The sequence below is a fragment of the Roseobacter litoralis Och 149 genome (genome assembly GCF_000154785.2).
GTDB lineage: Bacteria > Pseudomonadota > Alphaproteobacteria > Rhodobacterales > Rhodobacteraceae > Roseobacter > Roseobacter litoralis.
The window spans coordinates 2,563,925-2,577,983 of sequence record NC_015730.1 but is presented as its reverse complement, the minus strand read 5'-3'; the positions used below and the strand labels follow the sequence as shown (position 1 = coordinate 2,577,983).

The window sequence follows — 14,059 nt, the reverse complement described above, 5'->3', positions numbered from 1 at the left end:
CAAGGGAGACCAAGGCAATGAGCGAAAAATTCACCGGCAGCTTCACCCAGCAAGACCCCATTCCCGAAGCAGGTATCGAGGCCGCCCTGGCGGTGCTGCGGCATGGTCGATTGCACCGCTATAACACAGCCGAGGGCGAAATAAGCGAAACGGCGCTGCTGGAGCAGGAATTTGCGGCATATGTCGGGGCGAAATACTGTTTGGCCGTGGCATCAGGTGGGTACGCCATGGGCACTGCCCTGCGCGCGCTTGGGGTCAAGCCGGGAGACAAGGTGCTGTCCAATGCTTTTACGCTGGCGCCCGTGCCCGGTGCGATTGCCTCGGTTGGCGCAGAGCCGGTATTTGTCGGTGTGACCGAGAGCCTGACCATCGACCTTGAGGATTTGCAGACCAAAATCGGGCAGGCGGATGTTCTGCTGCTCAGCCACATGCGCGGGCATATCTGTGACATGGATCGGTTAATGACGATTTGTGACGGGGCAGGCGTAAAAGTGATCGAGGATTGCGCCCACACGATGGGCGCGGCGTGGAAAGAGGTGCCATCGGGCCGGTTTGGGGCCGTGGGGTGCTATTCCTGTCAGACGTATAAACATGTGAACTCCGGTGAGGGTGGGTTTCTGGTCACGGATGATCCAGAGATCGCGGCGCGGGCGGTGATGATGTCGGGCAGCTATATGCTCTATGAACGCCATCTGGCGGCCCCACCCAAGGAAGCCTTTGAAACGATCCGCTATGAGACGCCAAATATCTCGGGGCGCATGGACAACCTGCGTGCCGCGATCCTGCGTCCGCAGATTGCTGATCTTGAGTCCCAGTGCCGGCGCTGGAACGAACGGTATTACACGCTGGATAAGGGTTTGCGCGACACGCCGGGTCTGCAGGTGATCGAACGCCCTGCGCAGGAGAAGATTGTCGGATCTTCCATCCAGTTCCTGTTGCGCAATTGGCCTGCGGATGCGGTGCGCGATGTCGTGGCGCGCTGCGCGGCGCGCGGGGTTGAGTTGAAGTGGTTCGGCGCACCCGAACCTGTCGCCTTCACCAGCCGCTATGACAGTTGGCGCTATGCGAAACCTGCGGCAATGCCTGCGACGGACCTGATATTGGCGGGTGTTGTCGACATGCGGGTGCCGCTCACGTTCTCGCTGGAGGACTGTGCGCTTATTGCTGAGATTATTCGCGCTGAAGTCGGGTTGGTCTATCAAAAGGCTGCGTGATCCAGCGGCGCAGGCGGCTGCGCCGCCTGCATTCTTTTCTATTTGGTTTTGGGCGTGGGCCCAAAACGGCCAGTCGCGAGGGCTGCGGTCTAAAGAGGTGTGTCGCTTGACCGAAAAACAGGCCAAGACTACGGTGCGGCGTGACACTTAAAAATGCCGAGCAGTCGGTTTTTCGGAAGGCTTATGTGATGTTTAATGCAGCGATGCAGTTTGATCTGGGCGAGGATGCAAATGCGTTGCGCGACATGGTGCACCGCTGGGCGCAGGAGCGCGTGGCCCCTCTGGCTGCTGAGATTGATGAAAAGAACGATTTTCCCGCTGATTTGTGGCGCGAGATGGGTGATCTGGGCCTTTTAGGGATCACGGTAGATGAGCAGTTCGGTGGCGCGGGAATGACCTATCTGGCGCATACGATTGCCATTGAGGAAATCGCGCGGGCCAGTGCGTCGGTGTCGCTCTCTTATGGGGCGCATTCAAACCTGTGCGTCAATCAGATCAACCTGAACGGGACCGCTGCGCAAAAAGAGAAATACCTGCCCAAGCTGATTTCCGGCGCGCATGTGGGCGCTTTGGCCATGTCAGAGGCCGGGGCGGGGTCTGATGTCGTATCGATGAAGTTGCGTGCAGAAAAACGCAACGATCATTATCGCCTGAACGGGAACAAATACTGGATCACCAATGGTCCCGAGGCCTCCACCCTTGTGGTCTATGCCAAGACCGATCCTGACGCTGGGGCGCATGGCATCACGGCCTTCATCGTTGAAAAGGAGATGGCCGGTTTCTCCACATCCCCGCATTTTGACAAGCTGGGCATGCGGGGATCAAACACGGCCGAGTTGATCTTTGACGATGTGGAAGTTCCGTTTGAGAACGTGCTGGGCGAAGAGGGGCGCGGGGTCGCGGTTCTCATGTCGGGGCTGGATTACGAGCGCGTGGTTCTGGCAGGGATCGGGACGGGCATCATGGCGGCGTGCATGGATGTCGTAATGCCCTATCTGGCCGAGCGCAAACAGTTCGGCAAGCCGGTCGGGAGCTTTCAGCTGATGCAGGGCAAGATTGCGGATATGTATACAGCGATGAACTCCGCGCGCGCCTACGTCTACGAGGTCGCAAAAGCCTGCGATCGGGGGGATGTGACGCGGCAGGATGCGGCTGCTTGCTGCCTTTATGCCTCCGAAGAGGCGATGAAACAGGCCCATCAGGCGGTGCAGGCCATGGGCGGGGCGGGGTTTCTGGCCGACAGTCCGGCGGCACGGTTGTTCCGCGATGCCAAGCTGATGGAAATTGGCGCAGGAACCTCTGAAATCCGCCGTATGCTGGTGGGGCGCGAACTGATGGCGGCGATGGCCTGATCCGGTGGTAACGACCGGGTCAGGCAGTACTGTCGCGCAGCAGTTTTCAGAACCTGTGCACGTAGGAGACACCGACCAGCACGGGGTCAATCTCGGCGGTGCCTATTTTGCTGCCGTTGAGCTCTGCGTCGGCGTCGATGTCAAACCAGCGTACGTTCAGCCGGATCGCACCGGCGTCGCTGATCATGTAGTCGAGACCGGCCTGCAGGGAAAAGCCAAAGGAGTTATCAAGCTCAAGGTCGCCCAGTCCGGAGTCCTCTTCGAAAAAGACCGTGTAGTTCAGACCCGCACCCACATAGGGTTTCCATGCGCTGTTGGTGGGGAAGTGGTAGTTCAGCGACAGGGTGGGCGGCAGGTGTTTGGTGCTGCCCGCGTCACCGATACCGTCAATGGAGATGTCGTGTTCGAACGGCGTTGCGACAAGCAATTCAAGCCCGATGTTGTTTGCGATGAAATATTCGACGGTAAAGATGGGACGGGTGTCATCACCTATGTCGGCCTCTCCCCCGGCGAGGGTGCCGTTGCCGGATTTCGGGTTGACGTTGCCAAAGCCGAACGCAACGGTCCAATCCCCTTGCGATTGCGCAACGACCGGTCCCGCCACAATGGCGAGCGCGCTGGAGAGAAGGATGGCTTTGAGAGTGTGTGTCATGGTTTTGCGTGCCTTTCAGAGTTTAGCGTGGCCCCTATGGCATCAGCGAACAGCACCTTCATTGACATGGGTCAAACCAATGTGCCGCCTGTGGATTTTAGCGTTGAGACGGGCGCGGTATAATGCCGCGCTGGGTGTGGTTTGTGCCTTTCGGGGCTTTGGTGCTGGCGCTGGCTGTTTGGGGGTTTCGTCTTGGCTGGATACGCGCCACACTCACGGAGACGCATGTTATCGAAACCTATGCGGCGCGCTATCTCGAAATGGGCGGGGAGGGGGCGCGGATCACGGATTGTTCGGCGCAGCCGGGCCGGGTTGCCCCGGTTTGGATCGTCGTCAGCTGCACGGGGCCGGATAGGGTGCGTTTTGACTTTCCCGTTGATCGGATGGGGCGTTTGTTGAAACTGGCGCCTGATCCTCAACGGCTGGAAGCGCCGGAGACATGAAAGACCGAAGTCGGGGATCGAAACATGCGAAAGCAAAGGACTTGAGATGAAATTGGTGTCGCAGGCTGTTTCAGGCTCTGACGTTTTCAAGACAAACCGGGCCGCGCATCTTGAGGCGTTGGAAGCGGTTTCTGCTGTTGCACAGGCGGCGGCACGCGGGGGCACGGACGCGGCGCGTGCGCGTCATGTCTCGCGCGGAAAGATGTTGCCGCGTGACCGGGTTGCGGGTCTGCTTGATCCGGGCAGTGCCTTTCTCGAGATCGGCGCAACAGCGGCGTATGGGCTTTATGATGGTGCAGCGCCTGCGGCGGGGGTGATCGCGGGCATCGGGCAGGTATCCGGGCAGCAGGTTATGATCCTGTGCAACGATGCGACGGTCAAAGGGGGCACCTATTATCCCCTGAGTGTCAAAAAGCACCTGCGCGCCCAGGAAATCGCCGCCGAGAACCATTTGCCCTGCATCTACCTTGTCGACAGCGGCGGGGCCAATCTGCCAAATCAGGACGAGGTCTTTCCGGACCGGGACCACTTTGGCCGCATCTTTTTCAATCAGGCGCGGATGTCTGCGGCAGGCATCGCACAGATCGCCGTGGTCATGGGGTCCTGCACGGCAGGCGGTGCCTATGTGCCAGCGATGTCGGATGTCACGATCATCGTCAAGGATCAGGGGACTATTTTTCTGGCCGGCCCACCGCTCGTAAAAGCCGCCACAGGCGAAGTGGTGAGCGCCGAAGACCTTGGCGGCGGCGATGTGCACACACGGTTGTCGGGCGTTGCCGATTATCTGGCGGAGGATGACGCCCATGCGCTTGCGTTGGCGCGCCGCGCCGTGGGCGCGCTGAACCGGACCCGACCGGCGAGCGTCGACTGGGCCACGCCAGAGCCGCCCGCCTATGATCCCGAAGACATCTTGGGCGTTGTGCCTGCCGATTTGCGCACGCCCTATGACATACGCGAGGTCATCGCGCGGCTGGTGGATGGCTCACGGTTTGACGAGTTCAAGGCGCGCTTTGGTGAAACACTTGTGACCGGCTTTGCGCATCTGGACGGATGCCCGATCGGGATCATCGCCAACAACGGGGTGCTGTTTTCGGAATCGGCCCAAAAGGGCGCGCACTTCATTGAGCTGTGCACACAGCGCGGTATTCCTCTGGTATTTTTGCAAAATATCACCGGGTTCATGGTCGGGCGGCAGTATGAAAACGAAGGGATTGCGCGGCACGGGGCGAAAATGGTCGCGGCTGTGGCCTGTGCCAATGTGCCAAAGATCACCATGCTGGTTGGTGGTTCGTTCGGGGCGGGCAACTACGGCATGGCCGGGCGGGCCTATTCGCCGCGGTTTCTGTGGACCTGGCCCAACAGCCGTATTTCGGTCATGGGCGGGGCGCAGGCTGCCGGGGTGCTTGCCACCGTCAAACGCGACGCCATTGAACGGGCGGGCGGGTCGTGGTCGCCCGAGGAGGAAGCCGCCTTCAAACAGCCCACCATTGATATGTTTGAGGAACAAAGCCATCCGCTGTATGCCTCAGCGCGGCTCTGGGATGACGGGATCATTGATCCGCGCAAAAGCCGTGAGGTGCTGAGCCTGTCTTTGTCTGCCGCGCTCAACGCCCCCATTGAGGAGACACGCTTTGGCGTTTTCAGAATGTAGCCGGAGGGGGCGGCGCGCGGTAATGGCGTCAAGCCCGGTGGTGCGCGGTCCGGGTGCGGCAGATAGAAAGGGACGTTGTGTTTAACTGCATTTTGGTGGCCAATCGGGGTGAAATTGCCTGCCGGGTGATCGAGACGGCGCAGGCCCTTGGGGTGCGCTGCATCGCCGTTTATTCGGACGTGGATGCAGGCGCAAAACACGTGGCAATGGCGGATGCTGCAGTGCGGATCGGCGGTCCCGCACCTGCCGACAGTTACCTGCGCGCCGATGCCATTATCGCAGCCGCCCGCGCCACCGGTGCAGAGGCGATCCACCCCGGCTATGGGTTTCTGAGCGAAAACCCCGAGTTTGTCGAACAGGTCGAAGCGGCAGGCTTAGTATTTATCGGCCCTTCGGCGCAGGCGATCCGGGCGATGGGCCTCAAGGGCGCGGCCAAGGCCCTGATGATTGAAGCAGGCGTGCCCGTGGTGCCGGGGTATCACGGTGCGGATCAGGCGGACGCACAGTTGCAGCAGCAGGCTGACAAGATCGGCTATCCGGTCTTGATCAAAGCCGTTGCAGGGGGCGGTGGCAAAGGCATGCGTCTGGTCAGCGCCGCGTCAGGATTTACCGAGGCACTGGCGGCGGCACGTTCCGAGGCGCAGGCTGCATTCGGCAATTCTGATGTTCTGATCGAAAAGTTCATCCCGCAGCCGCGCCATATCGAGGTGCAGGTTTTCGGCGATGGCACTGATGTCGTGCACCTGTTTGAACGGGACTGTTCGTTGCAGCGCCGCCATCAGAAAGTGATCGAAGAAGCCCCCGCACCCGGTATGACCCCGGAGGTCAGAGAGGACATGGGCCGCGCCGCCGTGCGCGCTGCCAAAGCAATCGGCTACAAAGGGGCCGGAACGGTGGAGTTCATCGTTGATGGCACGGGTGATCTGCGCCCCGATGGGTTTTATTTCATGGAGATGAACACCCGCCTGCAGGTCGAACACCCCGTCACCGAGGCCATCACTGGCGTGGATCTGGTCGAATGGCAATTGCGCGTGGCGGCGGGGGAACCCTTGCCCTGTGATCAGGATGATTTGGCAATCACCGGACATGCCTTCGAGGCGCGTCTTTATGCCGAAGATGTGCGCGCCGGGTTCCTGCCTGCCACCGGAACGCTGCATCATCTGGTTTTTCCGGCGATTGCGCGGGCAGACAGCGGGGTGCGCGCAGGCGATGCGATCAGCCCCTATTACGACCCGATGATTGCCAAGCTGATCGTCGCTGGCCCCACCCGCGCCATTGCGCTGGCGCTGTTGCGTCGTGCATTAAAAGACACTCAGGTGGCGGGCAGCGTGACCAATCTGGAATTTCTGGGCGCATTGGCGGCCCATGAGGGGTTCGCCGCAGGGGCATTCGACACGGGCCTGATTGAGCGTGATTTTGCGACACTCACACCTGCTGCCGACCCACAGATCGTTCATATGGTGGCGGCGGCGATGCAGGTTGCGGGGTTGGACAAACCGGCGGCGATGGCAGGCTTTGCCCTCTGGGTGCAGTTTGCGCATCAGGTGCGGCTGGGCTGGCAGGATCAGGAACATCTGCTGTCCGTTGAGGTGCTGGATCAGCACAGCCAGCGCTGGACCCACGGCGACCAAAGCGTCACCGCGACGCGACATGCGGGCCAGTGGTCGATTGATGGCGCACCCCTGCCGCTCTGTCACATGTCTGCAGGGCAGGTCACGGTTTTTGATCACTACGGTCTGGTTTTTGACATCCATGATCCGTTGCTGGCGGGCGCGACCGAAAGCGGCAGCGGCAATCTGATCGAAGCGCCAATGCCGGGTCTGGTAAAGATGTTGGCGGCGGTGCCGGGACAGACCGTTGCACGGGGGGATCGGCTGGCCGTGCTGGAAGCGATGAAGATGGAGCATGCGCTGCTGGCTGCGCGCGACGGCATCATCGCCGAAGTGCTGGCGCAGGAAGGTGATCAGGTCAGCGCGGGTGCTGCCCTCATCCGACTTGAGGAGGAGCAGGCATGATCACGCTGCATCACTGCCCCCAGACGCGGTCCATGCGCACGCTGTGGCTGCTGAACGAACTTGAGATCCCATTTCAGCTGCGCAGCTATCCGTTCGATCGCAGTCTGCGCAGCCCTGAGTTCTTGAGCCTGTCGCCCGCAGGGCGTGTTCCCGCCCTTGAGGTGGATGGCGAACGCATGTTCGAAACCGGGGCGATTACGGAATACCTGTGCGAACGCTTCAGCCCGGACCGGCTGGGGCGCAGCACCGCAAGCCCGGACCGGATGTCATGGCTTGTCTGGCTGCATTTTGCGGAAACGCTCAGCCAGCATGTCGCGGCGCTGACACAGCAGCATGTGATGCTTTATGAGGACCACATGCGCAGCCCGATCGTGATGAAACTGGAGGCCGCGCGCATTGGCAAGTGCTTTGATGCCATTGAGGCACGCCTGTCGACGCCCATCGAAAGCCGCGACTATTTGTTGACCTCTGGTTTTTCCGCTGCAGACATTTCAGTGGGGCAGGCGGTCTATATGGCGTCGCATTTTGTGCGTTTGGAGGGCTACCCCGCGCTGCATGCGTGGTACGCCCGGATCACGGCGCGCGACAGCTTCGAGGCGGCGTTGCCAAATGGCGGCGGTATTTATTCGCAAGACTTTTATGCGCCTTGGCCGCTAGAGTGAGGCAAAACCCTTAACAGGAGCGTCAGGGATGAGTTTGGGAAACTGTGAGATATACGAAGTGGGCCCGCGCGACGGGTTGCAAAACGAAAAACGCGAGATACCAGTACGCGATAAAATCGCGCTCATCGACTGCCTGAGCCGCGCGGGGTTCAACCGGATCGAAATTGCAAGCTTTGTCTCCCCCAAGCTGGTGCCGCAGATGGCAGGGTCTGGCGAGGTGCTGGCCGGTATCTCAAGGGCGGCGGGGGTGCGTTACGCGGCACTTGCGCCAAACATGCAGGGGTACAAGGACGCCTGCCGCGCCGGGGCAGATGAAATCGCGATCTTTGCCTCAGCCTCCGAGGGGTTTTCCAAAGCCAACATCAACGCCAGCATTGCCGAAAGTCTTGAGCGTTTTGCGCCCATCCTAGAAGAGGCGCGTCACATTGATCTGCCCGTGCGCGGCTATGTGTCCTGCGTGGTAGCGTGCCCTTATGACGGGGCCGTGGCTCCGGCGCAGGTGGCTGAGGTGGCGGACAAGCTGTTTGCGATGGGTTGTTATGAGGTCAGCCTCGGCGATACAATCGGCGCAGGCACGCCGGACAGTGTTGCGCGCATGTTGCTTGCGGTGCGTGATGTGGTGCCGGTCGGTCGGCTGGCTGGGCATTTTCATGACACAAATGGCCGCGCGATCGAGAACATCGACGCCTCCCTCAGCCTTGGGGTGCGCGTCTTTGATGCCGCTGTGGGCGGTTTGGGCGGATGCCCCTTCGCACCCGGAGCCTCCGGGAATGTGGCGACTGAAACTCTGGCACGCCATCTCGCGGCTCTGGGGTATGAAACCGGTCTTGATCCCGAAGTGATCGCGGAGGCTGCGGCTTTGGCTCAAGCCATGCGCACGCAGCCTGAACCCGCGCATTAGGTCGGTCCAGTGTTTGATACCATTACGGTTGATACAGATGCGCGCGGCGTCGCCACCCTGAGCCTCAACCGTCCGGAAAAGCACAATGCGATGTCCGGGCAGATGCTGGAGGAACTGACATCTGCCGCAAAACGGCTCGCGTCAGACAGCGATGTCCGGGTCGTTGTCTTGACCGGAGCAGGCAAGAGTTTTTGCGCGGGTGGTGATCTGGGGTGGATGCGCGACCAGATGACGATGGACCGCGCCACCCGCAATGAAGAGGCGCGCAAGCTGGCGATGATGCTGGATGCGCTCAACAGCCTGCCCAAACCGCTGATCGGGGCGCTGCAGGGGAATGCCTTTGGCGGTGGCGTTGGGCTGGCTTGCGTGTGTGACGTCGCGGTCGGGGTCGATACGATCAAGCTGGGGCTGACGGAGACGCGCCTTGGCCTGATCCCTGCCACCATCGGGCCTTACGTGATCGGACGGATGGGCGAGGGCTGTGCGCGGCGTGTCTTTATGTCGGGCCGTATCTTTGACGCAGCGGAGGCTGTATCTTTGGGCATTTTGGCGCGTGTCGTGCCGCAAGCGGCCTTTGCCCAAGCGGTTGAAGAAGAAATCACGCCCTATCTGTCTTGCGCGCCCGGAGCCGTGGCGGCGGCCAAAAAGCTGGCACGGGAATTGGGCGCGGCGGTGTCCCCGGAACAGATTGAACACTCGATTGAAGCCTTGGCCGATCAGTGGGAAGGGGCGGAAGCCGCCGAGGGTATCGCGGCTTTCTTTGACAAGCGCAAAGCCTCTTGGGTGCAGTGACAGACCTGCGGGCTGGTTCAAAACAAGATCAAGACCGCAGGGGTAAACCTGCGGTCTGTTCCAGTGCCGCGATCAGGGCAGCAGCACTTTGTCGATCACATGGATCACACCGTTTGACGCTTTGATGTCCGCCGCGGTCACATTTGCGCCGCCGACAACAACACCATCGCCTGTTCCGTCAACGGTCAACAATGCGCCGTTAACGGTTGCCACGTCCGTGCTTGCGCCACTCACATCCGCGGCCATCACTGCGCCGGGGATCACATGGTATGTCAGAATTCCGGCCAGTTTGTCTTTGTTTTCCGGCAGCAGCAGGTCCTCAACGGTCCCAGCGGGCAGGGCTGCAAAGGCTGCATCGGTTGGTGCGAAAACAGTGAACGGACCTTCGCTGCGCAGTGTATCCTCAAGGCCAGCTGCCTGAACCGCAGCGACCAGCGTGTTAAAGTTGCCGTTGGATGCCGCGACATCGACGATGTCATCGCCACCTGTCAGTGTTGCACAGGCAGAGATGGTGGTCAGGGCAGTAACGGCAAGGGCCGCTTTGAGAGTGGAGCGTCTGTTCATGGTGTTTTCCTTGTCTTTGGGTGCGCTGCGCGTGCGACACTGGTGTGTATTCAGGTTGTGCGCGCGTTGTGCCGCAACAACCTGACAAGATAGTTGGATCACTCGTTTGTGATTTCAAATGGAACGGCGGATACATGCTCATCCCCGTGCGATGCGGCAAATGGGTGCAGCCTGTTCCAAAAGCGGCGCGGGGCGTTTCGCGTGTGTTGACCAACCCATATACTGCGCGTACACAGACACCGCAGAAGACCGAGAAAGGATCAACACCTTGGACGACATGTTACGCGAATACTTGCCGATTCTCGTGTTTCTGGCGGTTGCCATCGGTCTTGGTCTTGTGCTGATCCTCGCTGCTGTTGTGTTGGCGGTACGCAATCCGGACCCCGAAAAAGTGTCTGCTTATGAATGCGGCTTCAACGCTTTTGATGATGCACGCATGAAGTTCGATGTGCGGTTCTACCTCGTGTCGATCCTTTTCATCATCTTTGACCTCGAAATTGCCTTCCTGTTTCCATGGGCCGTGGCGTTCAAGGACATCAGCATGGTGGGGTTCTGGTCTATGATGGTCTTTCTGGGCGTCCTGACGATTGGCTTCGCCTATGAATGGAAAAAAGGCGCGCTTGAGTGGCAGTAACCGTCCAAGGCGGGTAGGGCTATATACCATCGTCGACCCTGTAGGTTCAGACCGCGCAGAGAAAACCGTTTTTGGCTGGAATATATCGCGGATGTGCGCCCATTTTGCGAAAATGGCACGTATCGATGGCCAGCTTTGCGCTAGACTTTTGCCCATCAAACAGGGCACGCGAAAAAACATCGTATTTTTGAGAGGTTATTCATGACTGAGCCATGCTGTCGCGTTGATCTTGTAAACGCGCTGGGGTATGGCTTTGCCAACTGCGGATATTCCCCGTCGTGCGAAGCTTTATGAATGAGTTCGGAGGTCTATCAGGATGAGTGTGGCAACGAATGTGAACGTGGCTGGCGCCGACCGTGAGGTCGCAACGCAAGAGCTGAACCGTGAGCTGCAGGACAAGGGTTTTCTGCTGACCTCTACGGAAGACATTATCAACTGGGCGCGGACCGGGTCGCTGCACTGGATGACCTTCGGTCTTGCCTGTTGCGCGGTCGAGATGATGCACACGGCCATGCCGCGCTATGACATGGAACGGTTTGGTACGGCACCTCGCGCCAGCCCACGCCAGTCCGACCTGATGATCGTCGCGGGAACACTGACCAATAAAATGGCACCCGCGCTGCGCAAAGTATACGATCAGATGCCGGAACCAAGGTATGTGATTTCGATGGGGTCCTGCGCGAATGGTGGGGGATATTACCACTATTCCTATAGCGTCGTGCGGGGCTGTGACCGCATTGTGCCGGTCGATATCTACGTGCCAGGCTGCCCGCCAACGGCCGAGGCGCTGCTTTATGGTATAATGCAACTCCAGCGTAAAATACGACGGACCGGGACCATCGTCCGGTAAAAATCGGAGCGGTGCGACCTGGAGAACGAAAGAGGATACCGATGTCAGAGCCTTTGCAGGAATTGGGAAACTACATCGCGACAAAACGCACGGACTGCGTCTTGGCATGGGATGTTACGCATGGTGAATTGAACGTTGATGTGACGCCGTCCAATATCGTGGGACTTGTTGAGTTTCTCAAGACGGACGCCACATGTCGTTTTTCGAGCTTGGTCGATATCACAGCTGTGGATTATACCGGGCGCGCCAAGCGCTACGATGTCGTTTATCACTTGCTGTCGATGTATCAAAACCACCGTGTTCGGCTGCGGGTGAGTATCCGCGATGATCAGATGATGCCGTCGGTTATATCCGTGCATCCATCGGCGAACTGGTTTGAGCGCGAAGTTTTTGACATGTTCGGTATTTTGTTTTCGGGCCATCCGGATCTGCGCCGCATCCTCACGGATTACGGGTTTCGCGGGCATCCGCTGCGCAAGGACTTCCCGACGACGGGATATACCGAAGTGCGCTATGATGAGGCGCAAAAGCGCGTGGTTTATGAGCCCGTCAGCCTTGTGCAAGAATACCGCCAGTTCGACTTCATGTCGCCTTGGGAGGGTGCAGAATACATCCTGCCGGGAGATGAAAAGCAGGAGGCAAAGTAATGGGTGGCATCTGGTGGCTGATCCTGTCGGCGGCAACGGCCATTCCGATGATCAAGCTGCTGCCGTTCTTTGGCATCAACAAATACTGGGCCGCGGCCTGCCTGATCCCGCTGGGTACGATTGCCCTTCTGTGGTGGATGGGCCTGAAGCTGCAAGAGCTGGAGAAGCGGTGATGTGGTTTGAGATCATCAATACATTTATCGCAGCTGCTGGACTGGGTTTGGCCTCGGTGCCTTTTTTTAAAAATGCTGTGGGGTTCGAGTCTCCAAATCCGCACCAACTTGCATTGAACTTTCAATGGCTAACGCTGAACTTGCGTAATGACAAAGGTCGGAATTACGCACGAAATGGAGGGCTTTCCTGATGGACGGCACCAAAGGCTTTGACGACGCCCTCACAGGCGAGCAGAAAATCCGTAACTTCAACATCAACTTTGGCCCGCAGCACCCGGCGGCACATGGCGTGTTGCGGCTTGTGTTGGAGCTGGACGGTGAGATCGTGGAGCGGTGCGATCCGCACATCGGCTTGCTGCACCGGGGCACCGAAAAGCTGATGGAAAGCCGCACGTATCTGCAGAATCTGCCGTATTTTGACCGGCTGGACTATGTGGCACCGATGAACCAAGAGCACGCATGGTGTCTTGCCATCGAAAAGCTCACAGGGGTCGAGGTGCCGCGCCGCGCGTCCCTGATCCGCGTGTTATTCTGCGAAATCGGCCGCATTCTGAACCATATTCTGAACATCACCACGCAGGCGATGGATGTGGGCGCGCTGACCCCGCCGCTTTGGGGCTTTGAAGAGCGCGAAAAGCTGATGGTGTTTTATGAGCGGGCCAGTGGCGCGCGTCTGCACGCAGCCTATTTCCGCCCCGGTGGGGTGCATCAGGATCTCCCGCCCGAGTTGGTCGACGACATTGAAACATGGGCGCATGAGTTCCCGCGTGTCATCGCCGACATCGACGGCTTGCTGACGGAAAACCGGATCTTCAAACAGCGCAATGCCGACATCGGTGTCGTGACCGAAGAAGATATTCTTGAATATGGCTTTTCAGGTGTCATGGTGCGCGGGTCCGGTCTGGCGTGGGATTTGCGCCGTGCGCAGCCCTATGAATGCTATGACGAATTCGATTTCCAGATACCCGTGGGCAAAAACGGCGACTGCTATGATCGCTACCTCTGCCGTATGGAAGAGATGCGTCAGTCGTTGCTGATTATCCATCAGGCGGTTGAAAAACTGCGCGCACCCGAGGGGCAGGGCGACGTTCTGGCCCGCGGCAAGATCACACCGCCATCCCGTTCCGATATGAAGACGTCGATGGAAAGCCTGATCCACCACTTCAAGCTTTATACCGAAGGGTTCCACGTGCCAGCGGGCGAGGTCTATGCCTGTGTCGAGGCCCCCAAGGGCGAGTTCGGCGTCTACCTCGTGGCCGATGGCACCAATAAACCCTACCGCGCCAAAATCCGCGCGCCCGGGTTCCTGCACCTGCAGGCGATGGATCACATGTCACGCGGCCACCAGTTGGCGGACGTGGCGGCGATCATCGGCACCATGGACGTGGTGTTCGGGGAGATCGACCGGTGAGTGCTTTCTCACAAAGTGAGGCCTTTGGTTTCAAAGGCGCTGCATGCGTTTTTGCATACGCACCGCTGGCGCAACCCAATCTGATTTAACGGATATTT

15 protein-coding genes are annotated in these 14,059 nt (G+C 59.3%); 13 read left to right on the top strand and 2 right to left on the bottom strand.

The features are described from left to right. Positions 1–17: 17 nt before the first annotated feature. Together RLO149_RS12245 and RLO149_RS12240 are read left to right on the top strand one after the other, a co-directional pair. Positions 18–1,214: a DegT/DnrJ/EryC1/StrS family aminotransferase gene (locus RLO149_RS12245; RefSeq protein ID WP_013962408.1), complete on the top strand. Its 1,197-nt coding sequence runs from the start codon at positions 18–20 to the stop codon at positions 1,212–1,214. Between the two features lie 188 nt (positions 1,215–1,402). Then, positions 1,403–2,566, top strand: a complete 1,164-nt coding sequence (locus RLO149_RS12240; RefSeq protein WP_044025332.1) for an isovaleryl-CoA dehydrogenase — start codon at positions 1,403–1,405, stop codon at positions 2,564–2,566. 46 nt (positions 2,567–2,612) lie between these two features. On the opposite strand, the gene RLO149_RS12235 is transcribed toward RLO149_RS12240, so the two are convergent. Then, on the bottom strand, positions 2,613–3,218 hold the full coding sequence (locus RLO149_RS12235; RefSeq protein ID WP_013962406.1) for an OmpW/AlkL family protein: 606 nt from the start codon (positions 3,216–3,218) through the stop codon (positions 2,613–2,615). Positions 3,219–3,340: 122 nt separating this feature from the next. Between RLO149_RS12235 and RLO149_RS12230 the strand changes: the two genes are divergently transcribed. From RLO149_RS12230 to RLO149_RS12205, 6 genes are all read left to right on the top strand, one after another. Further along, positions 3,341–3,661, top strand: coding sequence for a hypothetical protein (locus RLO149_RS12230; RefSeq protein WP_013962405.1), 321 nt, complete (start codon positions 3,341–3,343; stop codon positions 3,659–3,661). A gap of 46 nt (positions 3,662–3,707) precedes the next feature. Further along, positions 3,708–5,312, top strand: a complete 1,605-nt coding sequence (locus RLO149_RS12225) for a carboxyl transferase domain-containing protein (RefSeq protein ID WP_013962404.1) — start codon at positions 3,708–3,710, stop codon at positions 5,310–5,312. 77 nt (positions 5,313–5,389) lie between these two features. Continuing rightward, positions 5,390–7,327, top strand: coding sequence for an acetyl/propionyl/methylcrotonyl-CoA carboxylase subunit alpha (locus RLO149_RS12220; protein WP_013962403.1), 1,938 nt, complete (start codon positions 5,390–5,392; stop codon positions 7,325–7,327). Further along, on the top strand, positions 7,324–7,989 hold the full coding sequence (locus RLO149_RS12215) for a glutathione S-transferase family protein (protein WP_013962402.1): 666 nt from the start codon (positions 7,324–7,326) through the stop codon (positions 7,987–7,989). The genes RLO149_RS12220 and RLO149_RS12215 overlap by 4 nt, the downstream gene beginning before the upstream one ends. A gap of 28 nt (positions 7,990–8,017) precedes the next feature. After that, entirely contained in the window at positions 8,018–8,890 is an 873-nt protein-coding gene (locus RLO149_RS12210) for a hydroxymethylglutaryl-CoA lyase (RefSeq protein ID WP_013962401.1), read from the top strand. Between the two features lie 9 nt (positions 8,891–8,899). Beyond that, positions 8,900–9,682, top strand: coding sequence for a crotonase/enoyl-CoA hydratase family protein (locus RLO149_RS12205; protein ID WP_013962400.1), 783 nt, complete (start codon positions 8,900–8,902; stop codon positions 9,680–9,682). Positions 9,683–9,754: 72 nt separating this feature from the next. Here RLO149_RS12205 and RLO149_RS12200 read toward each other — a convergent pair whose 3' ends face one another. Continuing rightward, positions 9,755–10,246 carry a fasciclin domain-containing protein gene (locus RLO149_RS12200; protein WP_013962399.1) on the bottom strand — a complete coding sequence of 164 codons (492 nt, stop codon included), beginning with the start codon at positions 10,244–10,246 and terminating at the stop codon, positions 9,755–9,757. 268 nt (positions 10,247–10,514) lie between these two features. Here RLO149_RS12200 and RLO149_RS12195 point away from each other — a divergent pair, with 268 nt between their 5' ends. From RLO149_RS12195 to RLO149_RS12170, 5 genes are all read left to right on the top strand, one after another. Beyond that, a complete protein-coding gene (locus RLO149_RS12195) occupies positions 10,515–10,880 on the top strand; it encodes an NADH-quinone oxidoreductase subunit A (RefSeq protein WP_013962398.1) in 366 nt (121 codons plus the stop codon). Between the two features lie 316 nt (positions 10,881–11,196). Then, a complete protein-coding gene (locus RLO149_RS12190; protein ID WP_013962397.1) occupies positions 11,197–11,730 on the top strand; it encodes a NuoB/complex I 20 kDa subunit family protein in 534 nt (177 codons plus the stop codon). A 41-nt stretch (positions 11,731–11,771) separates the two neighbouring features. Beyond that, positions 11,772–12,377 carry an NADH-quinone oxidoreductase subunit C gene (locus tag RLO149_RS12185; RefSeq protein WP_013962396.1) on the top strand — a complete coding sequence of 202 codons (606 nt, stop codon included), beginning with the start codon at positions 11,772–11,774 and terminating at the stop codon, positions 12,375–12,377. After that, positions 12,377–12,550, top strand: a complete 174-nt coding sequence (locus RLO149_RS23955) for a hypothetical protein (RefSeq protein ID WP_013962395.1) — start codon at positions 12,377–12,379, stop codon at positions 12,548–12,550. The genes RLO149_RS12185 and RLO149_RS23955 overlap by 1 nt, the downstream gene beginning before the upstream one ends. A 190-nt stretch (positions 12,551–12,740) precedes the next feature. Then, complete coding sequence (locus RLO149_RS12170; protein WP_013962394.1) at positions 12,741–13,961, top strand: NADH-quinone oxidoreductase subunit D; 1,221 nt, start codon at positions 12,741–12,743, stop codon at positions 13,959–13,961. Positions 13,962–14,059: the final 98 nt, after the last annotated feature.